Raw genomic sequence first — 21,321 nt, 5'->3', positions numbered from 1 at the left:
GTGGGGCGGTCAACCGCCCCACACGGCCCACCTAAAGCGGGAGGTCCGACCGATGACGTCCACAACCCATCCCCTACGCCCACCGCGTGCCGCGTCCGGGTTGGGCGCCGGACCGCCACCGGTACGACCGACCGAGGTCATCGGCGCCGACCACACCGTCTGTCTCACCTTCGACGATGGCCCACACCCGGAACACACCCCACACCTCCTCGACGTCCTGGCCGCACACCGCGTCCAGGCGATCTTTTTTGTGCAGGGTGACCGTGTCATCGAGCACCCCGAGCTGGTGCGCCGGATCGTCGCGGCCGGACACACGCTGGGCAACCACAGCATGCACCACGACGACATGAGCACCTGGGCCGCCGGCCGGATCGCCTCGGACCTGCTGGAGACCAACGCGGTCATCCGGCACGCCGTACCGCACGTCCGGGTCCGCTACTTCCGCGCACCGTACGGCGCCTGGGGTCAGACCCCCGGCGTGGCGACGGCGCTCGGGATGCGGCCGATGGGTTGGCGGCTGGCCGTGATGGACTGGGAGACACCCGGCACGGACGAACTGCTGCGGCGGCTCGTCGAGGGTGTCGCACCCGGTGCGGTGGTACTGCTGCACGACGGCGGCGGTGACCGCAGCCAGACCGTCGACGCCGTCGACCGGGCCATCCCCGAACTGCGCGCGGAGGGTTGGCGTTTCGCGCTGCCCGCAGGCGCGGACGCGCGCTGAGGGCACCCGACCCGCTGCCGCCCGTCGAGACCACCGGCTCAGCTGTGCGGCCGAGACCGCCGCACAGCTACCGTCGACTGTCGCGTGCCTGAGCGACATTCCCGAGCCGCGCGCCCAGGCACGGAATCGAGTGTCTGTGTGGCTGCGTGCGGCCCGTCGAACCCGGCGCGATCGCGCCCGGCAGGGCCAGCCTCGCGAAAGATGGTGGGCGATACTGGGTTTGAACCAGTGACCTCTTCCGTGTCAAGGAAGCGCGCTCCCACTGCGCCAATCGCCCGTGGTGATCGGCGGCACCCACAGGTGCGGCCGGACTGCGAGCGGACGACGGGATTCGAACCCGCGACCCTCACCTTGGCAAGGTGATGCGCTACCAACTGCGCTACGTCCGCATGCCCCCGGCAGTGCCGGCGACGCAGGTAACTCTACCCGATGACAAGATCGCGGGGAGTGCCGCCCCCGGCAGGTACGTGATTGCGCCGCTCATCCCCCGGGTACAGACCTCTCTCGACAGCACACCGCACCCCCGGACAAAGGAGGCTGTCGTGGGTATCGGCACCAGCATCTTTCTGTTGGCGCTCGGCGCCATCCTCACCTTCGCGGTCAACGCCAGCATCGGTGGCCTCGACCTGGACGTCGTCGGCTGGATCCTGATGGCCGCCGGCGTACTCGGTCTGATCATGACGACGCTGGTCTGGGGCCGCCGTCGCCAGACGGTCGCCACCAGCGACGAGCCGGTGGAGTACCGCCGGGTCGAGGAGCGCCGGGACGTCGCACCGCCGCTGTGACCGGTGGGCGGTCGACGGTCACCGGAGGGTGGCCGTCGACCGCCGCACGCCGGATCAGGGGCGCCCGGCGGTCAGTTCCGTGGCGACCGGCGCGTCCCAGTCGATCCGGTATCGCTGCTCCGGGCCGAGCGTGCGTTCCGGATCGAGGAACGTCCGCAACGCCAACGGCATCATCAGCCGCATCATCCGCTTCGCGATCGGGCCGACCGTCTTGGTGGAGGTGGTCTGCCGACCTCGCCGGATCACCCGCTCGACGCGCCTGCGGCGCAGCCGCTCGTACGCCTCGAACGCGGCCGACACCTCGCAGTGGTCCCGCAGGCAGCGGGCCAGCTGCACGGCGCTCTCCACGGCCAACGACGCCCCCTGACCGGAGCTGGGCGAGGGGGCGTGCACCGCATCGCCCACCAGCACCATCCGGCCGCCGTGCCAACGCGGCACCGACGGCATGCTCTCGATCGACCCGATGGCCACCAGGTCGTCCGGCTCGGTGTGCGCGAGCACCTGCCCGGCCGGCACGTCGTCGGCGAACACCTCCCGCAGCCGGTGCAACCACTGCTGCCGTGGGATCCGGCTCGCCTCGGCGTAGCTGGTCGGCCGGCGGTCCGGCACGTTGGCGAACCAGGCGGTGCGGCCGTCCGGCTGCACCCAGTAGCCGAAGAAGGCCCGGGAGCCGAAGACGAAGTACATCGCGTCCGGTTCGGCGTCGGGCACCGCGTACCGGGCCGCGCCGCCGAGGTTCAGCAGGGGCAGCACCTGCGGCCCGGGGGCCTGCGGGTCGATGAGCGTACGCACCCGGGACCGGATGCCGTCCGCACCGACCAGCACGTCGGCGCTGGCGGTGGAGCCGTCGGCGAACCGGGCGAGCACCCCGTCCCCGTGCTGCTCGGCATCGACCAGCCGCTTGTCGTACCCGATGCGTACGCCCTGCGCCTCGGCCCGCTCCCGGAGCACCCGGGCGAGGTCGTCCCGCCACAGTCCGAGGGTGACCGGTTCGACCGCCACGTGCGGGAAGGCGCCGATGCGGCCCCCGCCGCCGTCGGTGACCACGGTGCGTCGCATCGGTAGGCCGACACCCTCGACGGACTGCTCGGCGTCGACGCAGCGCAGCGCGGCCAGCCCGTTGGGGGCGAGGGTCAGGGTCACCCCGCTCCCCTCGGCCGACGCCGGGTACGCCTCGTACACGGTGGCCTCGATCCCGGCGCGACGCAGCGCCATCGCGGTCACCGGACCGGCGATCCCGCCGCCGATCACCAGCGCGGTTCGGACGGCAGTCATGTGCGACCCCCCATGGTCTCCTGCCAGGACTTCGCATAGTCCGGCTGCTTGAGTGACTCGACCAACTCGACGACGAACCGGCGCTCCGCCTCCAGCAGCGCCAGCGAGTACTGCTCCTCGACCAGGAAGATCCACGCGACGCCGTCGGCCCGGGCCTCGTCCACGGTGGTGCGGGTCTCCTCGATCCGGCCGGCCAGCGCCGCCGACCGGCGGCGCAGCACCTCGACCGCCTCGTCGGGCGGGAGCAGGCTGAGCAACGACAGTGCGACGGCGAAGTGCGGGTACTCCTCGCGGGGCTGGGCGAGCAGGGAGCGCAGCCAGTCGTGCACCTCGTGCCGGCCTTCTTCGGTGATCGCGTACACCGTGCGCTCGGGTCGGGCGCTGTCCCGGACCGTCTCCTGGGCGGTGACGAAACCGGCCCGCGCGAGCTGCTCTATGACCATGTAGAGCGAGCTGCGGGTGTACCGGATGTGCCGGTCCTTGCCGGTCTGCTTGAGGCGTCGACCCAACTCGTAGGGATGCATCGGCTCCCACAGCAACCAGGCCAGCACAGCCAGGGCCAGCGGGTTGGGCACTCTCCGGCGTCGCTCCACCACAGCTCCTTTAGTCAGCACTGACTATCCAGGACTGACTATTGAGCCGTCAACCCGGTCCGAGGCGACATGGAGACACGAGAAAGGCCCGCCACCGGATCTCCGGTAACGAGCCTTATCTGTTGGATCTTGATGGTGGGCGATACTGGGTTTGAACCAGTGACCTCTTCCGTGTCAAGGAAGCGCGCTCCCACTGCGCCAATCGCCCTTGCTGTTCCGAGGTGGGGACGGGATTTGAACCCGCGTACACGGCTTTGCAGGCCGTTGCCTCGCCTCTCGGCCACCCCACCGAGGTTGCCCCCGTCACGCGTGGCGGCAGCTCCGAGCGGACGACGGGACTCGAACCCGCGACCCTCACCTTGGCAAGGTGATGCGCTACCAACTGCGCTACGTCCGCACGCCCCGGGCATTCCCGGTGACGGATGAGAACTCTAGCCGAGCGGTCGAACGGATGCCAAATCGGGCTCCCACCCCGGCGAGCCGGAAACTGTCCGGCTTCCGACTCTGGAGAGCCAGATCAACAGGGGTTTGGTGACGGGCCGTATCCGGCTCGATCGGATACGGTGACGAGCGTGACGAGACGTGCGGCGGAAATCCGCCTGGATGCCCTGCTGCGCACCGCATGTGACGTGATCGGGCAACGCGGGTTGGCGAACACCCGCACGGCGGATGTGGCGCAGGCCGCCGGGGTGAGCCAGGCGCTGGTCTTCTACCACTTTGCCACGAAGGAGCGGTTGCTCGCCCAGGCCTTCGCGTACGCGGTCGAACAGGATCTGGCCCGGCTCGACGCGGTGACCCGGTCCAACGCCCCGCCGCTGACCAAGCTCCGGCGGATCCTGCGCCTCTACACCCCCACCGGGCGCGCCACCTCCTGGTCCATGTGGATCGACGGTTGGGCGGAGTCCCTGCGTACCCCCGAATTGGAGAAGGTCTCCCGCAAGCTGGACCTCCGCTGGCGGCAGGACCTCGCCTCGGTGATCACCGATGGGGTCCGTGAGGGCGTCTTCGTCTGCACCGACCCGGCCGGCGCGGCCTGGCGGATCAGCGCCGTGATGGACGGCCTCGCGGTGCAGCTCGCGGTACACGACCGGGTGATCTCCCGTCGGCAGTTCGCCGAGTGGGTACGCCTGGTGACCGCCCGCGAGCTGGGGCTGGACCCGGCCCAGCTGGAGTAGCCGGGGCCTTGCGCCGACCGGGGCACGTTCGCCGGAAGTTGCCCACGCCACCGGATCCCGGCGGTTACCCACGCCAGCGACGGGAACAAGGGCCGCATGGAGCTGCTGAAGACATACCGGCGCAGCCTGGCCGATTTCACCGAGCGGGTGGAGCAGGTGCACCCCGGGCAATGGTCGGCCGTCACCCCCTGCCCCGGCTGGGACGTCCGCGCACTGGTCAACCACGTGGTCAGCGAGGAACGCTGGAGCGTGCCGCTGCTGGCCGGGCGCACCCTCGACGAGGTCGGTGACCGCTACGACGGCGACCAACTCGGCGCCGACCCGATCGCGGCCGCCCGCGAGGCGGCGTCGCAGGCCGAGGTCGCCGCCACCAGCCCGGGTGCCCTGGACCGCACCGTGCACACCTCGGCCGGTGCCATCCCCGTCGAGGAGTACCTGCGCCAACTGCTGGCCGAACACCTCGTGCACGGTTGGGACCTCGCGGTGGCGATCGGTGCGGACCCCTCGACGGACGCCGACGCGGTCGCCGAGGTGGCCCGTTGGTACTCCCACCGCATGGCGGACTACCGACGTAACGGGCTCGTCGAACCCGAGGTCGAACTGCCCGCCGGGGTCAGCGAGCAGGATCGGCTCCTGGCCGCGTTCGGCCGCGACCCCGACTGGGCACCGTGACCCGCCACGGGTGGGGCCGCACCGCCCCGGCCGGGACCGACCCACCGCCACGGTGGGGCCGGCCTGACCGCCCCCACCGTGGCCCGGGTCAACTCAGGTAACCGCCGTCGCGGGGTACCGTCCGCCACCGACTGCGCGGGCCGCCCGGCCGGTCCCACCGTCCGGGCGCCGGGCCGACCGCGTCGGTCGCGGCCTCCGGCTCACGGGTGAGCTGCCGCAGTCGCAGCAGCAGACCCACACCGAGGAAGAGCAGCAGACCGCCGAGCAGGAACGCCACCTCGGTCAGCCCGAGCCCGGTGCCGGTCTGCGACAACCGGTTGCCCGCCGCGTCGGCGGCCGGTGGATCGGCCGCCCCACCGGCGTACCCCGCGTCATCGGCGGGATCGTCCTCCTCCTCGGTCGGATCCACCGTTGGCACCTCGACGGGTTCCTCCGTCGGATCCACCGTCGGCACCTGGGACGGGGTGGGCGACGCGGTCGTGGGGCGAGCCTCGACGCCCCGGCCCACCACCTCACGGGTCGCCGTCTGACGCGACAGCAACCGCAGGTTCCGGTCGTACGCCTCGGCGGCGATACTCACCCGGCCCCGGTCGACGTCCCGGGCGAACGCGATCCGGTACTGGGCGGTGACGGTACGCCCCGGGCAGAGCGTGCCCGGGTCGAGCTGACGGTCGGTCAACCTGGCCGCGTCACCGTCGATCCGCACCTCCACCGGGAACGAACCGGTCTCCTCGATCCGGTCCACCCGCACCTGGTCCAGGCGCAGCCCCTGCACAGCCAGCACCATCGACCAACGCACCTTGATGCAGTCACCCCGGTCCGTCCGCGACACCACCGCGGAGACCGTCACCGCCCGCCCACCGGCGGTGAACCGGTCCGGCAGACCGCCGAGTTCGGTGGCGAACGCCGCGTGCGCCGGCGCGGCCATGGTCACGTCCACCCCGATGAGACATACCAGTGCCACCCCGATCCGTAGCGTGTAACGCCACAGCCTCTTCACGATCCGTCCTCCCGTCGGTTGCCTCCAGTCGCAACGCTAGGAGCGCGGCAGGCCACCCGGTAGACGGGCGTGTTCGCATGGACCGTGAAGCGAGATGCCCGATTTCACGTACGGTATTGAACCGGTAACGGATCACCCGCGACACGCCGTGCACCGGGGCGGGGGACAATCAACCGATGTCCGCGCTCTCCGCCGCCTTCGTCCGGCTACACGCCCGGCTCACGCCCGTCGCCTTCGTACCCGAGGTGCGGCTGCACCAGGCGGACGAGCCGATCGGGTTGTGGGAGCTGACCGAGGGCGAGTTCCGCAGCGACCGGCCGCCACCGTTCTGGGCCTTCGCCTGGGCCGGTGGCCAGGCCCTGGCGCGCTACGTCACCGACCATCCGGAGACGGTCGCCGGTCGCCGGGTGCTCGACCTGGCCTCCGGCTCCGGCCTGGTGGCCATCGCCGCCGCTCGGGCCGGCGCGGCCAGCGTCCGCGCGGTGGAGGTCGACGACCTGGCCGTCGCGGCCGTGGCACTCAACGCCGAGGCCAACGGGGTACGCGTCGACGCCGAACTCGGCGACATCCTCGACGGCGACGCGGGCGACGCCGAGGTCGTCCTCGCCGGTGACGTCTTCTACAGCGGGGCGATGGCCAACCGGGTCCTGCGGTTCCTGCTGCGCGCCGCCCGGGGCGGGGCGTCGGTGCTGGTCGGTGACCCGGGGCGGGCCTTCCTACCTCGGGAACGCTTCGACGAACTCGCCGCCTACGACGTGCCGGTCAGCGTGGCCCTGGAGAGCGTACGGGTGAAGCGCACCACGGTGTGGCGGTTGCGCGCCGGTCGTGCGGAGGCCGCCGACTAGCGTGACGCCGTGCTGTTCCGCAGCTGGGAGCAGGTCCCGACGACGAGCGCAGGCACCGGGGCCGGTGGCGCTCTCCCCCACTGGCCCGACGTGGCCCGGGTCGCCGACCACGTGGGCGTCGAGCACCTGCTGGTGACCCGGCACGCCCTGGTCCGGCGGGTGCTCACCGACCCCGGCACGTTCCGGCCCGACAACGCCCTGGACGCGGTGACCCCGATGCCGGTGTCCGCGCTGCGGATCCTCGCCGCGCACCGGTTCCGGCTGCCGCCGACGCTGGCCAACAACGGTGGGGCGAGCCACCCGGAGATTCGTGCCCTGGTCGCCGACGCGCTGCACCCGAAGCGGGTGGCCGACCAGCGGGACTGGCTGACCGCGCTGGTCCGCCAGCGGGTGGCCGGGCTGACCGCCGACCTGGACGCGGGCCGACCGGTCGACCTGTACGCCGGGCTCGCCGCCGACCTGCCGTTGCTGGTCCTGGCCCGCCTTGTCGAGTTGCCCGACGCCCCGGTCACGGCGGTCAAGACCTTCGCCCGCGCGGCCCTGGAACTGTTCTGGGCCCCGCTGGACGTCGACCGGCAGCAGCAGCTCGCCGTCGAGGTGGGTCGCTTCCATCGGGTGCTGCGCGAGTTCGCGGCCACCGGCGGCGGGCTGGCCGGGGCGCTGCGGGCCGCCGGGCACCCACCCGACGTGGTGGTCGGGGCGCTGTTCTTCCTGCTGGTCGCCGGTCAGGAGACCACGTCCCAGTTCCTCACCCTGCTGATGCACCGCCTCGTCGGCGAACCGGCCGTGCTCGCCGGGCTGCGGGACGGCTCGGTCGCGGTCGCCGACGTGGTCGAGGAGGGGCTACGCCTGGAACCACCGATCGTCACCTGGCGGCGGGTCGCCACCGTGGACACCACGCTGGGCGGTACGGCGGTGTCGGCGGGTAGCAGTGTGGTGCTCTGGCTGGCCCGCGCCGGACGGGACCCGGCAGTGGTGGACGCACCCGACGAGTTCCGACCCGGCCAACGCGGGTCGCGCCGGCATCTGGCCTTCGGGGCGGGAGCACACCGCTGCGTCGGCGACCAACTGGCGCGGATGGAGGCCGCGACGGTGGTGACCGAGGTGGCCCCGCTGCTGGCCGGGGTCCGTGTGCTCCGCGCACCCTGGTACCCGGACAACCTCACCTTCCGGATGCCTGACACCTTCGTGGTGCGGCGCTGAGCCACCCCGTCGGGACCTGCCTCAGCCGGTCTCGTCGGCCCAGGCCCGCCAGTCGTCGAGGACCCCGTACAGCGCCGGGGTGAGCCAGCCCGGCGCGGAACGCCGGAACACTCCCGGGTCCATCGACCCGGCCCCGGCGGGCAGCGCGCCGAGCAGGTTCGGCAACAGATCAGCGAGGTTGGCCCAGTGCACCAACTCGGGGTCGTTCGGCCAGGCGCCGATCACCACGCCGGACGGTACGGCCCGCCGCTCCAGGGCCTCCAGGGTGAGCGCGGTGTGGTTGAGGGTGCCCAGCCCGGCGCGGGCCACCACCACCGCCGAGGCGCCCAGCGACACGGCCAGGTCGGCCACCGTCCACGGCTCCCCCGAGGGCCGCAGCCCCATCGGCACGAGCAGCCCACCGGCCCCCTCGACGAGCACCAGGTCGTGCTTGTCCGTCTCCTCCCGCACCGCGTCGACCACGTTGTACAGCTCCAACGGTGGCAGTTCGGCCACCCGGGCGGCGGCCAGCGGCGCGAGCGGGTCCGGGAAGCTGGCCAGCGTACGCCCGGTCATCGGCGCGGCCAGCCGGGTGACGGTCTCGACATCGGCGGGGTCACCGGTGGCCGTGCCGGTCTGGCCCGGTTTGACCACCGCGACCCGCAGTCCCGCCGCCTGGGCCGCAGCCGTGATCGCCGCGGTCACCACCGTCTTACCGACCTCGGTGTCGGTGCCGGTGACCAGCACCGGTCCACGCCACTGATCCGTCATGGTGCACACTCCACGATGACCTCCAGGGCGTGTTCGAAGTCCACCCGCGGCACTCCGGCGCTGACGGTCAGGCGCAGCCTCGACCGGCTGTCGGGGGTCGACGGCGGGCGGAAACAGCCGACGGCCACCCCCCGGTCCCGGCAGGCGGCGGCCCACGCCGTCGCCGCATCCGGCCCCGGTGCGGTGACCGAGACGACGGCCGCGTCGGCACCGGAGACCTCCAGGCCGGCCGCGCGTAGCCGATCCACCGCGAGGACGGTCCGTTCGGCCAGTTCGGCGCGGAGCCCGGCACCGGTGCGGGCGAGCCCGACGGCGGCCTGCACCCCGGCCGCCACCACGGGTGGCAGGGCGGTGTCGTAGATGAAGGTACGCGCGGTCTCCACCAGGTGCCGGACGAACTCTGCGGGACCGGCCACCACCCCACCGGCGCCGCCGAGCGCCTTGGACAGGGTTGCGGTGATCACCACGTCGGGGGCCCCGGCCAGCCCCGCCCCGGCCACCGCACCGGCACCGGCCGGGCCGGTCACGCCCAGCGCGTGCGCGTCGTCGACCAGCAGCAACGCGCCGTGCTCGCGGGCGACGGCGTGCAGCCGCGCCAACGGGGCAAGGTCACCGTCGACGGAGAAGACCGACTCGGTGACCACCACCGCCGGTCGGCCCGGGGCGGCGGCGAGGGCGGCGGCGACCGCCGCCACGTCGGCGTGCGGGGTCACCACCGTCTCCGCACCGGAGATCCGACAGCCGTCGATCAGCGACGCGTGGTTGTGCGCGTCGGAGACCAGCAACGTCCGGGGACGCACCAGCGCGCGGATCGCGCCGAGGTTGGCCAGGTAGCCGGAGGAGAAGACCAGGGACCGGTCGGTGCCGAGCCACTCGGCGAGGGTCTCCTCCAGGCTGTGGTGTACCTCGGTGGAGCCACGGACCAGTCGTGAGCCGGTCGCACCCAGACCGTACGCGGCGAGGGCTCCGCTGGCGGCGGCGATCACCTCCGGATGCGCGGCCAGGCCCAGGTAGTCGTTGCCGGCCAGGTCGATCACGACATCGGTGGCGGCGCGCGGATGCAACCGACGGGTCAGTCCCGCCTTCGCCCGCAGCGCGGCACGGCGGTCCAGTGCCGCCAGCCAGTCCGCCACCCCAGGTCCCTTCCCCCACCGGTTCCCGCCGTCAGGCGCTTCCGCCGGGCGAAGTTACCACCCGCCGTGCCTCTCCCGGCGTGGCGTGGCGAGGCTCGCCGCGCCACCCGGGCGCAGGTACGAGCCGCCCGTCCGCGCTCGTTTACCGCCCGCGAAGTGGCCTTGTAGGGTACGAGCCATGCCAGAGATCCTCGACCAGGCCCGGGACCAGGTGCTGAACAACGGCGTCGGTCTCGACGAGGCCGGTGTCCTCGCCGTGCTGAACCTGCCCGACGAGCACCTGTCCGCCACGCTCCAGCTCGCCCACGAGGTGCGGATGCGCTGGTGCGGCCCGGAGGTCGAGGTCGAGGGCATCGTGTCGCTGAAGACCGGCGGCTGCCCCGAGGACTGCCACTTCTGCTCCCAGTCGGGCCTGTTCACCTCACCGGTGCGCTCCGTCTGGCTGGACATCCCGTCGCTGGTGAAGGCGGCGAAGGAGACCGCCGCGACCGGGGCGACGGAGTTCTGCATCGTCGCCGCCGTCCGTGGTCCGGACGCCCGGTTGATGAAGCAGATGCGGGAGGGCGTCGCCGCGATCAAGGCTGAGGTCGACATCCAGGTCGCCGCCTCGCTCGGCATGCTCACCCAGGAGCAGGTCGACGAGTTGGTCGACATGGGTGTGCACCGCTACAACCACAACCTGGAGACCTGCCGGTCGTACTTCCCGAACGTGGTCACCACCCACTCCTGGGAGGAGCGCTGGGAGACCCTGCGGATGGTCCGCGAATCCGGCATGGAGGTCTGCTGCGGCGGCATCCTCGGCCTCGGCGAGACGGTCGAGCAGCGGGCCGAGTTCGCCGCGCAGCTCGCCGAACTCGACCCGCACGAGGTGCCGCTGAACTTCCTCAACCCTCGGCCCGGCACGCCGCTGGGTGACCGTCCGGTGGTGGAGGGCAAGGACGCGTTGCGGGCCATCGCGGCCTTCCGGCTGGCCATGCCGCGCACCATCCTGCGGTACGCGGGCGGCCGGGAGATCACCCTGGGCGACCTCGGCACCCGTGATGGACTGCTCGGCGGCATCAACGCCGTGATCGTCGGCAACTACCTGACCACCCTCGGTCGCCCGGCCACCGAGGACCTCACACTGCTCGACGAGCTGAAGATGCCGGTCAAGGCGCTGTCGGCGACCCTGTGACGCCGATGGGCGACCGCAGGCCGCCGGGCACGTGGTGTGACCGGTGCGGCGAAGCCGCCACGGCCGGCGAGCACGACAGCTGTGCGGCGGCCCGGTCCTGGGAGCCACCGCGCTACTGCACCCACTGTCGACGCCGGATGAAGGTGCAGGTGTTGCCGGGCGGCTGGACGGCGACCTGCGTCGAGCACGGCGAATCACGAGGTTGAGCATGAAGCTGCGCGGACAGCGGGTGACGCTGCGACCGGCGACCGCCGAGGACGTGCCCACGTTGGCGGCGATCCGCGCCACGCCCGAGGTCCGCCGCTGGTGGCGCGGCGGCGACGACCTGGTCGCCGCCGTCGAGGCGGACCTCGCCGACGAGGGCGTCTCGGTGTACGCCATCGAGCACGGCGACCGGGTGATCGGCGCGATCCACTGGCACGCCGAGGACGACCCGGACTACCGGCACGCCGGCATCGACATCTTCCTCGATCCTGCGGTACGCGGCGCCGGCCTCGCCGGGGACGCCATCCGCGTCCTCGTCCGGCACCTGATCGACGTCCACGGCCACCACCGCTTCACCATCGACCCGGCGGCGTCGAACACCGCCGCCATCCGGGCGTACGCGAAGGTGGGGTTCCGCACGGTCGGGGTGATGCGCCGCTACGAGCGGGGCGAGGACGGCCGCTGGCACGACGGCCTGCTGATGGATCTCCTCGCCGACGACCTGCGCGACTGACCGCTGCCGACGCCTCACCTGCTGACCAGCCGGGGACCAGCGGCCGTCGGGCCATACCCGACGCCCCGCTCGCCGGGCCGGGGCAGCCCCGGCCCGGCGAGCGGCTCAGCCGTGGAGATCTCAGGCGATGGTGCAGGTCGAGCCGTTGAGCGTGAAACTCGTCGGCGGCGGGTTGCTGCCGGTGTGCGTACCGTTGAAGCCGATGCTGGTCGACGCCCCCGGTGCCAGGTTGCCGTTGTAGGACAGGTTCGTCGCGGTCACCGACGTGCCGTTCTGCTGGAAGTCGGCCGACCAGCTCTGGCCCACCCGCTGTCCGGCGTGCGGGAAGGTGAACGCCAGCGTCCAGCCGTTGATCGCCGAGGTACCGGTATTGGTGATCGTGATGCTGGCGGTGAATCCGCTGCCCCAGTCGTTGACGCCGTACGCGATCCGGCAGGGCGAGGTCGGCAGCGGCGCCGAGGTCGTCACCGTCACCGACTCCGACGGCGGCGAGGCGTTGCCGGCCGCGTCGATCGCCACCACGTAGAAGTTGTATCGCGTCTCCGGCTCCAGCCCGGTCACCGTGTACGTGGTCCCGGTGACCGTGGCGACCAGCACATCACCCAGCAGGGTGTGGTAGATCCGGTAACCGGTCACGCCCACGTTGTCCGTCGACGGGGACCAGCTCAGGGTCGCGCCCGAGGTGGTGATGCCCGAGACCGTCAGGTTGCTCGGTGCGGTCGGCGGTGTGGTGTCGCCGTCGTCGACGGCGGGGGTGGTCACCGTCACCGTCGGCGACATGGCCGAGACGTTACCGGCCTTGTCCTGGGCGTACACGCCGAACACGTACGTCCGGGCGGGCGTCAGGTCGTCGATCGTCAACGAGTTCGTGGCGGTGTCGCGCAGCATGATCGCGTCGCTGCCGATCGTTTGAATGCTGACGGTGTACTTGTCGATGCCGCTGCCGGTGTCGGTGGACGGCGCCCAGGTCAGGTTCACCGAGCGGGAGGTGAGCCCGGAGGCGACCGGCGTACCGGGGGTGGTGGGCGGGGTGGTGTCCGCGCTGGACGTCGGCTCTTCACCCCACACCCGCACCCCGCCGGCGTAGAGCGGCACGTTGCGGTTCGGCCCGGCGGTGGCCTGGAACGACGGGTCGTTGGCGGTGTTCCAGGTGCCGCCCTCGGGCACCCCTACCTTGAACTGCACCTCCATCCGGTGCTGTGACTGGCCGGCCGGTGCGATGGTGTGCCCGGTGCAGTCGACCTCCACGTACCAGAGGTCACCGCTGGCCTGCTGGGCGGTGGACGGCGCTGGGCAGCCCTGGGTGTAGCCGGGGGTGACGGTGACCGGGCCGGTGCCGTCGGGGCGGAAGTAGTAGCGGAACTTGGCGTCGGTCAGTGCCCGTGCCGGGAATGCCGACTTGTTGTAGATCATGACCTTGAGCCCGGTGGCCCGGGTCTCGTTCTGCATCACCGTGGTCTCCACGGTCAGCTCGTCGATGTCGGGCTGCTCCGGCACCGGGAAGTTGGCCAACGGGGTGCCGCCGTACTCCTGGGTGAGCCGGGCCAGCGCGGAGGTGAAGCCGGCGTTGTAGTCGGTGGCGACCTCGTTCATCACATAGTCCGACCGGTTGTCGGTGTACGCGTCGTTCGGCGAGGACGGCCCACCGACCAGTGCGCCGTAGAGGACGTGCCGGGTCTCGGTGGGCACGGTCATGCTGTCCCACCAGGAGCCGTGCGCGGTGCGGTGGTGCGGGTTCTTCGGGGAGTTGGCGCCGAAGCCGATCATGTAGCTGGAGTTACGCGGGTTGTCGCCGAGCGCGTAGTTGATCTGCCGGACGGCGAAGTCCTTGTAGCGCGCCTTACGGGTCGCGTCGGTGGTCTGGTCGCTGTAGACCAACGCGGCGAACGCGGTGTTGGCCGCGTAGCGCAGCGCGCCCCACGAGTCGAGCACCGCCATCCCGCCGGGCGAGTACCGCACCCGCTCGCCGTTGACGCCGACGGTCCAGAAGTCCAGCCACCGGTTGGCGTCGTCGATGTACTTCTGCTTGCCGGTCAGGTTCGCCAGCAGCACGTACGCCCCGAACTGCTTGTTGTCCCAGGCGACGGTCCACTTGTACGAGCGGGTGTCGGTCTGCGGCTCGGTGCCGAGCTTGTCGTACTCGCTCTCCGCCTTGGCCAGGTACGCGGCGTCACCGGTGGCCCGGTACAACCAGATCGCACCCCAGACCAGTTCGTCCTGGTAGCCGCTCCAGGAGCGGTAGAAGCTGGTGGCGTCGGTGATGCACTCGTGGTAGCTCTTGCGCACGTTGTCGGCGAAGGTGTAGAGCTGCCGCGCGTGGGTGAGCAGCTTGTCGGCGTAGGCCGCGTCGGTCGGTCGGAACACCATCGACGAGGCGGCCATCGCGGCGGCGGTCTCCCCCGCCAGGTCCGCGCCGCCACAGCTCGCATCGATCTTGTACGCGGGCCGCGCCATCTGCATCACCTCGGCCGGACCCCACCACTTGTGGTCGTCGTCGCCCTTGCCCACCTGTCCGTAGAGGACGTTCGGCGACGGGTGCGCCTTGACGAAGTAGTCGTTGACGAACCGGAGGTTGTTCAGCAGGTGGGTCAGTTGGCCGGAGGCGGCGTAGCCGGCCCGGTACTCGACCGCGCCCCAGGCGAGCATGGTGGTGGTGAAGGCCATCGGGAAGCCGAACTTGACGTGGTCACCGGCGTCGTACCAGCCGCCGGTGAGGTCGAGCCCGACATCCGAACCGTCACGGAGCGCCGAGTCGCCGCGCCACGAGACGCGGTTCCAGTCCGGCAGCTTCCCGGACTGTTGCGCCTCGTAGAACAGCAGTGATTTCTGCAGCGCCTCGGCGTAGTTGAAGTCCGGTGCTGCGGCGGCGGCCTCGGCGCCGGACGTCGGCGCGGCGGCGGCCCCGGTCGCGGGTACCCCGACGGCAAGCGCCAGACCGGCGGCGAGGGCGGTGGCGGCGGCCAACATCCGGCGGGGCCAGGGCTGGTCGGAACGGCGGTGCGGCCAAGGCTGGTCCGGCCGGTCTCGATGACCGCCGGAGCGGCCCGGCCGGGTCGGTTCGTGCATGGACGACTCCTGTCGATGCGTGGCCGGCAGCGTCGACAAAGGCAAGGCCAGGTCGGGTGGAACGGGCTGCCGACGGTGGTGGCGAGGTGGCTCCAAACAGGACCGGGAGCGCTCCCATGGATAGTCAGCAATGTAATGCTCCGGTCACCGCTTTGTGAAGACCAGCCTCGCCGTACCCGCCGACAGGTTTCACCGCCACGACATCGCCGCGGCGTGGACGTCCACTCCCGGCCAGGGAGCACCGCAGGAGTCAGCCGGCGTTCTCCACCCTCGCCGTCACCTCGACGGTCAGCGGCACGGTGACGGTCAGCAGGCTGCCGTCCCGCTCGACGGTGGTGGGCCGGGACAGCCGGTCCAGCGTCCGCAGCATCGGCGCGTTGTCCGCCTGGATGTGCAGCACCATCGCCGCGTAGCCGGCCGACTCGGCCTGTCGGGTCAGCCGACGCAGCAGGACCGAGCCGAGCCCACGGCACTGCCAGTCGTCGCGTACCAGAAACGCCAATTCGGCCTCGTCGCCCTCGGCGAGCAGGTTCGCCATCGCGACGACCGACTCCGCCGCCCCGTCGGAGCCGGTCGTCGCGGCGACCAGGGTCAGCCCACGAGCGGGCTCCAGGAGCCGACCCAGTCGGGCCGGGGAGGGCAGACCCGCACTCCCCAGGTAGCGGCGCTGCCGGCTACGCGCCGAGCAGGCCTGGTGCAACTCGACCACCGCCGGCACGTCGTCCGCGACGGCGGGGCGTACGGTCAGCTCCGCACCGTCCGGCAGCACCACGGTGACCTGCTCGGCACTGCGGCGGGCCGCCGTGGCCCCCAGTTCGAGCAGCGCCTGGGCTCGGGCGTACTCGGCCGGGGTGAAGCTCGGCGCGACCCGGCGCAGCGCGTACGACCCGCCGTTCGGGTCGGCCAGCAGCATGGTCATCCCGTCGATCCCCGGACGGGGCAGCGCCGGGGCCGCCCGCCAGGTCACCTCGTCGGCCCCGAGCAGGGCCCGCAGCACCTCACCGGTCGCGTCCAGGTCGTGCACCAGCCGGGTCGCCAACCCGAGGACGCGGGTCGGCTGGTCGGCCAGGCCGCGCGCCTCGCTGCGCGACACCCAGCAGTCACGCCCCCGTCCGCGTTCGACGGCGGCGAGCAGATCCGCCTCGTCCAGGGTGTCCGGCGCGTCGACAAGGAAGTCGTCGACCGCGCCACACTCGGTGGTGTGCACCTGCACGGTGAGGATGTTGACTCCACGCAACGCGAGGCTCGCCGTGAGCACCGACAGGTAGCCCGGCCGGTCGTCCACGGTGGCTCGGATCCGCCACAGCGTCATCGTCGCCTCCTTTCCCGTGCCACCCTCGTGCGCGGCTGTTGCCGGACGGTTGCCTCACCATGTCCAGCCGCGACCGGCCCTGCGGTCTACGTCACAGACCCCGGTCAGGGGTTGGCGCTGACCGGGGGCGCGCCGACCAGGTCGAGCCGGTCCCCCAGGATCACCGCGCTGGCACGGACCAGTTGGGCGAGTCGGTCCACCTCGGTGGAGTGGAAGGCGGCCGGGGTGAGGGTTTCGCTGTACTCACGGCAGACCACCAACACCAACCCGGCCCGGCCGAACGGCGCGACCGCGAAGTGGCCACCGTCGGGCGCGGTCATCGACCGGGCGCGCAACGGGGTGACCTCCGGCAGCTTCGGTGGCACCGGGGTACGCCAACTGGCCTGCCCCACCGTCGCGCCGCCACCTCCGGTGCGGGACGCCCAGTCGACCGGCACCACTGCGGCGACCGCCCAGTCGGCGGCGAGCAGCCCGGGTACCGCGTCGACCAGGGTGGCCAGCCCGTCGGCCGGGTTGGCGGCGACCTGGGCCAGCAACTCGGCGTCCTGACCGGTGGTGGTGGGCGCGCCGATCGCCCGCCAGACCCCGTCGACGCGTACGCCGGGAATCGCCGCCAGACCGGCCAGCAGCCGCTCCACCCGCGCGACGCCCGGCCACACCACCGTGAAGTCGTCGACCGCCCGCCCGCCGAGACGCTCCAGCACCACCACCTGGACGATGTCCGCCCCGGACACGCCGAGGGTGCGCGCCACCTGACCGAGTGTGCCGGGACGATCCGGCAGGGTGACCCGAACACGCAGCAACATCTCAAACCCCTCCGCTCGGCGGGCCGACAACATGGCCGGCAGGCCGTCCCAGCCTGACAGTTGACCATTTCGTCCCTGTTGCGGAGGCATGTCCCGAGCGTCAAACCTGACCTTGACAACCCGCCCGAGCTGCCATTGAACTGTCCGGATGATCGAACCGACCGCCGGCTCACCCGCCGGTCTGGACACCGACCGGCTCGGCGGTTACCTGGCGGCGCACCGCCCCGACCTGGCCACCGGTCCGTTGCGCGCCGAGCTGATCGCCGGGGGCCGGTCGAATCTGACCTACCTGGTGCACGCGGGCGGACGGGAGGTGGTGCTGCGCCGCCCGCCGCTCGGGCACGTGCTGGCCACCGCGCACGACATGGCCCGGGAGTTCCGGGTCATCTCGGCGCTCGCCACGACCGACGTCCCGGTTCCCGAGGCCCTGCTGCTCTGCTCCGATCCGGAGGTGCTGGGTGCGCCGTTCTACCTGATGGAACGGGTGCCGGGCGAGGTCTTCCGGAGCCGTTCGCGGACCGACCGGCTCACCGCTGAGCAGCGGCACGGGCTGGCCATGGCGATGATGGACACCCTGGCGGCGCTGCACACGGTCGAGCCGGCAGCGGTCGACCTGGCCGACTTCGGCCGCCCGGAGGGCTTCCTGGCCCGGCAGGTGCGACGCTGGTCGGGGCAGCTCGAACGCTCCCGCAGCCGGCCGTTGCCCGGCATCGACGACCTGCGCGACCGGCTCGCCGCCACCGCGCCCGAGGGGGCCAACGCCGGTCGGATCGTGCACGGGGACTTCCGGTTGGACAACCTCCTCGCCGTGGTGGCGCCGGTGACGGTGACGGCGGTGCTGGACTGGGAGATGGCCACTCTCGGCGACCCGCTGGCCGACCTCGGGCTGCTGCTGACGTACTGGGACGTGCTCGGGGGCAGCGAGGTGTCCGAGGGCAACCCGGTCGCCGACGGCCTCGGTCCACGGGCCGGGTTCCCGAGCGGTGCCGAGCTGATCGACCGGTACGCCGGCCGCAGCGACGTCGACGTCGGTCCCCTGCACTGGCACATCGCGCTCGGCTGCTTCAAGCTCGCCGTCATCTGCGAGGGCATCCACTATCGGCACACCCTCGGCCAGACCGTCGGCGAGGGTTTCGACACCATCGGCGGCCTCGTTGCCCCGCTGGTCACACACGGACTGACCGCGGTGAAGGAGGCCTGATGGATTTCGCGTACGACGATCGGACCGAGCAGCTGCGCACGGAGCTGACCGATTTCCTGGAGCAGCACGTGTACCCGGCCGAGGAGGTGCACGCCGCCCAGGTGGCCGCCGCCGGTGACCCGTGGGCCCGGCCCCCCGTGCTCGCCGAGCTGAAGGCCGAGGCCCGCCGACGCGGCCTGTGGAACCTCTTCCTGCCCGATCCGCGCCACGGTGCCGGGCTGACCAACCTCCAGTACGCCCCGCTGGCGGAGCTGACCGGCCGCAGCCCGCACCTGGCTCCGGAGGCGCTCAACTGCGCCGCTCCGGACACCGGCAACATGGAACTGCTCGCCGAGTTCGGCTCACCGGCCCAGCAGGAACGCTGGCTCGCCCCGCTGCTGGCCGGCGAGATCCGCTCCGCGTTCTGCATGACCGAGCCCGAGGTGGCCTCCTCCGACGCGACGAACATCGCCACGTCGATCCGCCGCGACGGCGACCACTACGTCATCGACGGGCGCAAGTGGTGGTCCTCCGGCGCGATGGATCCGGCCTGCCAGATCCTCATCGTGATGGGCAAGACGGACCCGGACGCCGACCGGCACCGCCAGCAGAGCATGATCCTGGTCCCCCGGGACACCCCGGGCGTCACCATCCGCCGGGGCATGCGGGTCTTCGGCTACAGCGACGCCTCGCACGGCGGTCACGCCGAGATCGACTTCAAGAGCGTACGGGTACCGGCGGAGAACCTGATCGGCGCGGAGGGCGCCGGTTTCGCCATCGCCCAGGCTCGGCTCGGTCCCGGCCGGATCCACCACTGCATGCGGCTGATCGGGATGGCCGAGCGAGCCTTGGAGTTGCTCTGCCGCCGCACCGTCGAGCGGGTCGCCTTCGGTCGTCCCCTCGCCGAGCAGGGCGTGGTACGCGAGTGGATCGCCGAAGCCCGGGTCCGCATCGAACAGGCCCGACTGCTGGTGCTCAAGACCGCCTGGTTGATGGACACCGTCGGCAACAAGGGCGCGCACACCGAGATCCAGGCCATCAAGATCGCCACACCGGCGATGGCCGAGTGGGTCATCGACAAGGCCATCCAGGCGTACGGTGCCGCCGGGGTCAGCCAGGACACCCCGCTCGCCGCACTCTGGTCCCAGGCCCGCTCGCTGCGCCTCGCCGACGGCCCCGACGAGGTTCACCGGAACAGCCTCGCCAAGCGCGAACTACGCCGCTGGACCACCCCCTGACGCCGGTACGGCGTCCCACCGTGGCGACGAGACCGTCACCGCACCGCCCATCTACCCGTTGCGCCGCCCACCTACCCGCCACAGCGCCCACCTACCCGTTGCGGCGACCGAGCCCGCCGAATCGACCACGCCCAGCCACCCAACTATCCGCACCACCACCCACCGTGACCGTCGCCCCCTCCCCCTAATGCAGTAGTACGCCCTTTGCTCTGCTTCAACGTACGCAACAGTCACGCTCAGTGTCGGCTGCGCGGTGGGTGGACAAATTCGGCCCCGCATCGTCCCTGGTCACGGGCTTGTGCGTTGGTTGAAGCAGAGCAAAGGGCCCAGGGCGACCGCAGGGAACCCGAGCGGGCGATCGCAGAGCGTGAGACTCACGGAGCGTAAGGCGGCATTCTCACGGGCGGCGGCCGGCGGCTGCTCCGCCAGAGACCTCCGGCCCGCGAGGACGAGGTGAGGCCGTAGCCGGGTCTGCGGAACCGCAGGGAGGCAAGGGTCGACGCACGGAGCGGGGGCAGGAGGGGTCACGGGCCTTCGCGGCCCCGCCACGAAGTTCAGGCGGAGGCGCGCTCGACGAACTGGGTGTCCAGGACCACGTGTGGCGCGGGGACCTCGTCGCCCCGGATGCGGGCGACCAGGAGCCGCGCCATCTGCCGGCCCATCTCCTCCACTGGCTGGAACACCGACGTCAGCGGCGGCACCGCCTGCCGGGCGATCGGCTCGTCGCCGAAGCCGACCACGGCCACGTCCTCCGGCACCCGGCAGCCGGACTCACGTAGCGTCCGCAGGGCACCGAACGCCATCAGGTCGGCGGCCACGAACACGGCGTCCAGGTCGGGGCAGCGCTCCAGCAGCTGCCGCATGGCCGTCGCGCCGCTCTCCTCGCTGAAGTCCCCGTACGCGATCAGGTCGGGGTCGACGCCGAACCCGGCGGTGCGGACCGCTTCCCGGTAGCCGGACAACCGGGCCAGACCGGCGCCCATGTCCTGCGGACCGGCGATGGTGGCGATGCGCCGCCGTCCCCGGCCGGCAAGATACTCGACGGCCTGCCGGGCCCCACCGGCGTTGTCGACGTCGACGAACGAGACGGGCTGCGCATCGGGGTGCAGCATCCGTGCGGGCCGCCCACCGAGCACGGTGGGCAACTCCCGCTCCTCCAGCAGCGTGGGCAGCGGATCGTCGTCGTGCAGCGACAGCAGCAGCACCCCGTCGACGTGCTGGTTGGTCAGGTGGTGCTCGACCCGTTCCCGCTCCAGCGGCGACTGTGCCATGGCCAGCCACAGCTGCAACGGTGTCTCCAGCAGGGCGGAACTGATCCCTCGGACGATGCCGGCGAAGAACGGCTCGGCGAAGATCCGCTCACCGGACTCGCTGACCACCAGGGCCACCGAGTCGGTCCGCTGGGTGACCAGCGCCCGAGCGGCACGGTTCGGTACGTACCCCAGTTCGGCGATGGCCTGTTGCACGGCGGCCCGGGCCTCCGGACTCACCTGGGGAGAGCCGTTGACCACGCGGGAGACTGTGCCACGGCCGACTCCGGCGCGGGCGGCGACCGCGTCGAGCGTCGGCCGCCCGAGCGACCGGGTGCGCTGCGTTGTCATCGTGTGCTCCTCCGACATCAGGCGGCCCCGGCACCTTCACCAGCGTCGGTGCCGGGCCGCCCGTTACTGGCTGG

Annotated in this window: 20 protein-coding genes and 5 tRNA genes; 11 read left to right on the top strand and 14 right to left on the bottom strand. The window is 71.9% G+C overall.

All coding sequences use genetic code 11. The features are described 5' to 3' along the window. Positions 1-52 precede the first annotated feature (52 nt). Positions 53-721: a polysaccharide deacetylase family protein gene (locus ACLQ2S_RS05530; protein WP_155215486.1), complete on the top strand. Its 669-nt coding sequence runs from the start codon at positions 53-55 to the stop codon at positions 719-721. A gap of 202 nt (positions 722-923) precedes the next feature. On the opposite strand, the gene ACLQ2S_RS05525 is transcribed toward ACLQ2S_RS05530, so the two are convergent. Further along, positions 924-998 (bottom strand) — tRNA-Val (locus tag ACLQ2S_RS05525). Positions 999-1,037: 39 nt separating this feature from the next. Next, a tRNA-Gly gene (locus tag ACLQ2S_RS05520) sits at positions 1,038-1,110 on the bottom strand. A 153-nt stretch (positions 1,111-1,263) separates the two neighbouring features. Between ACLQ2S_RS05520 and ACLQ2S_RS05515 the strand changes: the two genes are divergently transcribed. Continuing rightward, positions 1,264-1,506 (top strand): DUF6458 family protein, encoded by a 243-nt coding sequence (locus tag ACLQ2S_RS05515; protein WP_425701236.1) that lies wholly within the window; start codon positions 1,264-1,266, stop codon positions 1,504-1,506. 54 nt (positions 1,507-1,560) lie between these two features. Here ACLQ2S_RS05515 and ACLQ2S_RS05510 read toward each other — a convergent pair whose 3' ends face one another. From ACLQ2S_RS05510 to ACLQ2S_RS05490, 5 genes are all read right to left on the bottom strand, one after another. Next, positions 1,561-2,781: an FAD-dependent monooxygenase gene (locus tag ACLQ2S_RS05510; protein WP_425701235.1), complete on the bottom strand. Its 1,221-nt coding sequence runs from the start codon at positions 2,779-2,781 to the stop codon at positions 1,561-1,563. Next, positions 2,778-3,374: a PadR family transcriptional regulator gene (locus tag ACLQ2S_RS05505; protein ID WP_425701234.1), complete on the bottom strand. Its 597-nt coding sequence runs from the start codon at positions 3,372-3,374 to the stop codon at positions 2,778-2,780. Before ACLQ2S_RS05505 ends, ACLQ2S_RS05510 begins: the two co-directional genes overlap by 4 nt. Positions 3,375-3,507: 133 nt before the next feature. Further along, positions 3,508-3,582 (bottom strand) — tRNA-Val (locus tag ACLQ2S_RS05500). Positions 3,583-3,593: 11 nt separating this feature from the next. Next, a tRNA-Cys gene (locus tag ACLQ2S_RS05495) sits at positions 3,594-3,664 on the bottom strand. Positions 3,665-3,698: 34 nt separating this feature from the next. Further along, positions 3,699-3,771: transfer RNA gene (locus tag ACLQ2S_RS05490), tRNA-Gly, on the bottom strand. A 175-nt stretch (positions 3,772-3,946) separates the two neighbouring features. Between ACLQ2S_RS05490 and ACLQ2S_RS05485 the strand changes: the two genes are divergently transcribed. Further along, positions 3,947-4,549 (top strand): TetR/AcrR family transcriptional regulator, encoded by a 603-nt coding sequence (locus ACLQ2S_RS05485; RefSeq protein WP_309222790.1) that lies wholly within the window; start codon positions 3,947-3,949, stop codon positions 4,547-4,549. Between the two features lie 96 nt (positions 4,550-4,645). Next, positions 4,646-5,221, top strand: coding sequence for a TIGR03086 family metal-binding protein (locus tag ACLQ2S_RS05480; RefSeq protein WP_155215489.1), 576 nt, complete (start codon positions 4,646-4,648; stop codon positions 5,219-5,221). Between the two features lie 88 nt (positions 5,222-5,309). Here ACLQ2S_RS05480 and ACLQ2S_RS05475 read toward each other — a convergent pair whose 3' ends face one another. Next, entirely contained in the window at positions 5,310-6,221 is a 912-nt protein-coding gene (locus ACLQ2S_RS05475; RefSeq protein WP_425701233.1) for a hypothetical protein, read from the bottom strand. A gap of 176 nt (positions 6,222-6,397) precedes the next feature. Between ACLQ2S_RS05475 and ACLQ2S_RS05470 the strand changes: the two genes are divergently transcribed. Next, positions 6,398-7,066, top strand: a complete 669-nt coding sequence (locus tag ACLQ2S_RS05470; protein ID WP_155215490.1) for a class I SAM-dependent methyltransferase — start codon at positions 6,398-6,400, stop codon at positions 7,064-7,066. A gap of 9 nt (positions 7,067-7,075) precedes the next feature. Further along, positions 7,076-8,269, top strand: coding sequence for a cytochrome P450 (locus ACLQ2S_RS05465; protein ID WP_425701232.1), 1,194 nt, complete (start codon positions 7,076-7,078; stop codon positions 8,267-8,269). A 21-nt stretch (positions 8,270-8,290) separates the two neighbouring features. Here the strand turns inward: ACLQ2S_RS05465 and bioD are convergent, their stop codons facing one another. Then, positions 8,291-9,019, bottom strand: coding sequence for a dethiobiotin synthase (gene bioD / locus ACLQ2S_RS05460; RefSeq protein WP_155215491.1), 729 nt, complete (start codon positions 9,017-9,019; stop codon positions 8,291-8,293). Beyond that, positions 9,016-10,152: an 8-amino-7-oxononanoate synthase gene (locus tag ACLQ2S_RS05455; protein WP_309222793.1), complete on the bottom strand. Its 1,137-nt coding sequence runs from the start codon at positions 10,150-10,152 to the stop codon at positions 9,016-9,018. Before ACLQ2S_RS05455 ends, bioD begins: the two co-directional genes overlap by 4 nt. Positions 10,153-10,330: 178 nt before the next feature. Between ACLQ2S_RS05455 and bioB the strand changes: the two genes are divergently transcribed. From bioB to ACLQ2S_RS05440, 3 genes are read left to right on the top strand one after another with little or no spacing between them, the layout of a single operon-like run. Continuing rightward, on the top strand, positions 10,331-11,326 hold the full coding sequence (gene bioB, locus ACLQ2S_RS05450; protein ID WP_155215492.1) for a biotin synthase BioB: 996 nt from the start codon (positions 10,331-10,333) through the stop codon (positions 11,324-11,326). 5 nt (positions 11,327-11,331) lie between these two features. Continuing rightward, positions 11,332-11,532, top strand: coding sequence for a hypothetical protein (locus ACLQ2S_RS05445; protein ID WP_155215493.1), 201 nt, complete (start codon positions 11,332-11,334; stop codon positions 11,530-11,532). A gap of 2 nt (positions 11,533-11,534) precedes the next feature. Beyond that, on the top strand, positions 11,535-12,044 hold the full coding sequence (locus tag ACLQ2S_RS05440) for a GNAT family N-acetyltransferase (RefSeq protein WP_155215494.1): 510 nt from the start codon (positions 11,535-11,537) through the stop codon (positions 12,042-12,044). 120 nt (positions 12,045-12,164) lie between these two features. Here the strand turns inward: ACLQ2S_RS05440 and ACLQ2S_RS05435 are convergent, their stop codons facing one another. The 3 genes from ACLQ2S_RS05435 to ACLQ2S_RS05425 all read right to left on the bottom strand — a co-directional run bounded on the left by ACLQ2S_RS05435 (position 12,165) and on the right by ACLQ2S_RS05425 (position 17,228). Continuing rightward, the gene (locus ACLQ2S_RS05435; protein WP_425701231.1) at positions 12,165-15,110 is read right to left on the bottom strand and encodes a glycoside hydrolase family 9 protein; all 2,946 of its coding nucleotides are present in this window, start codon (positions 15,108-15,110) and stop codon (positions 12,165-12,167) included. A 250-nt stretch (positions 15,111-15,360) separates the two neighbouring features. Next, on the bottom strand, positions 15,361-16,422 hold the full coding sequence (locus ACLQ2S_RS05430) for a GNAT family N-acetyltransferase (RefSeq protein ID WP_425701230.1): 1,062 nt from the start codon (positions 16,420-16,422) through the stop codon (positions 15,361-15,363). A gap of 104 nt (positions 16,423-16,526) precedes the next feature. Continuing rightward, the gene (locus ACLQ2S_RS05425) at positions 16,527-17,228 is read right to left on the bottom strand and encodes an amino acid-binding protein (RefSeq protein ID WP_155215497.1); all 702 of its coding nucleotides are present in this window, start codon (positions 17,226-17,228) and stop codon (positions 16,527-16,529) included. Positions 17,229-17,376: 148 nt separating this feature from the next. On the opposite strand from ACLQ2S_RS05425, the gene ACLQ2S_RS05420 reads away from it, so the two are divergent. Next, a complete protein-coding gene (locus tag ACLQ2S_RS05420; protein WP_155215498.1) occupies positions 17,377-18,429 on the top strand; it encodes a phosphotransferase family protein in 1,053 nt (350 codons plus the stop codon). Then, positions 18,429-19,646, top strand: a complete 1,218-nt coding sequence (locus ACLQ2S_RS05415; protein WP_155215499.1) for an acyl-CoA dehydrogenase family protein — start codon at positions 18,429-18,431, stop codon at positions 19,644-19,646. Before ACLQ2S_RS05420 ends, ACLQ2S_RS05415 begins: the two co-directional genes overlap by 1 nt. Positions 19,647-20,200: 554 nt before the next feature. Here the strand turns inward: ACLQ2S_RS05415 and ACLQ2S_RS05410 are convergent. Next, on the bottom strand, positions 20,201-21,247 hold the full coding sequence (locus ACLQ2S_RS05410; protein ID WP_155215500.1) for a LacI family DNA-binding transcriptional regulator: 1,047 nt from the start codon (positions 21,245-21,247) through the stop codon (positions 20,201-20,203). Positions 21,248-21,321: the final 74 nt, after the last annotated feature.

Source organism: Micromonospora sp. DT48, assembly GCF_049844495.1.
GTDB lineage: Bacteria > Actinomycetota > Actinomycetes > Mycobacteriales > Micromonosporaceae > Micromonospora.
Note: the sequence above shows the minus strand (reverse complement) of the source record. Positions and strands in the feature narration are given on the sequence as shown.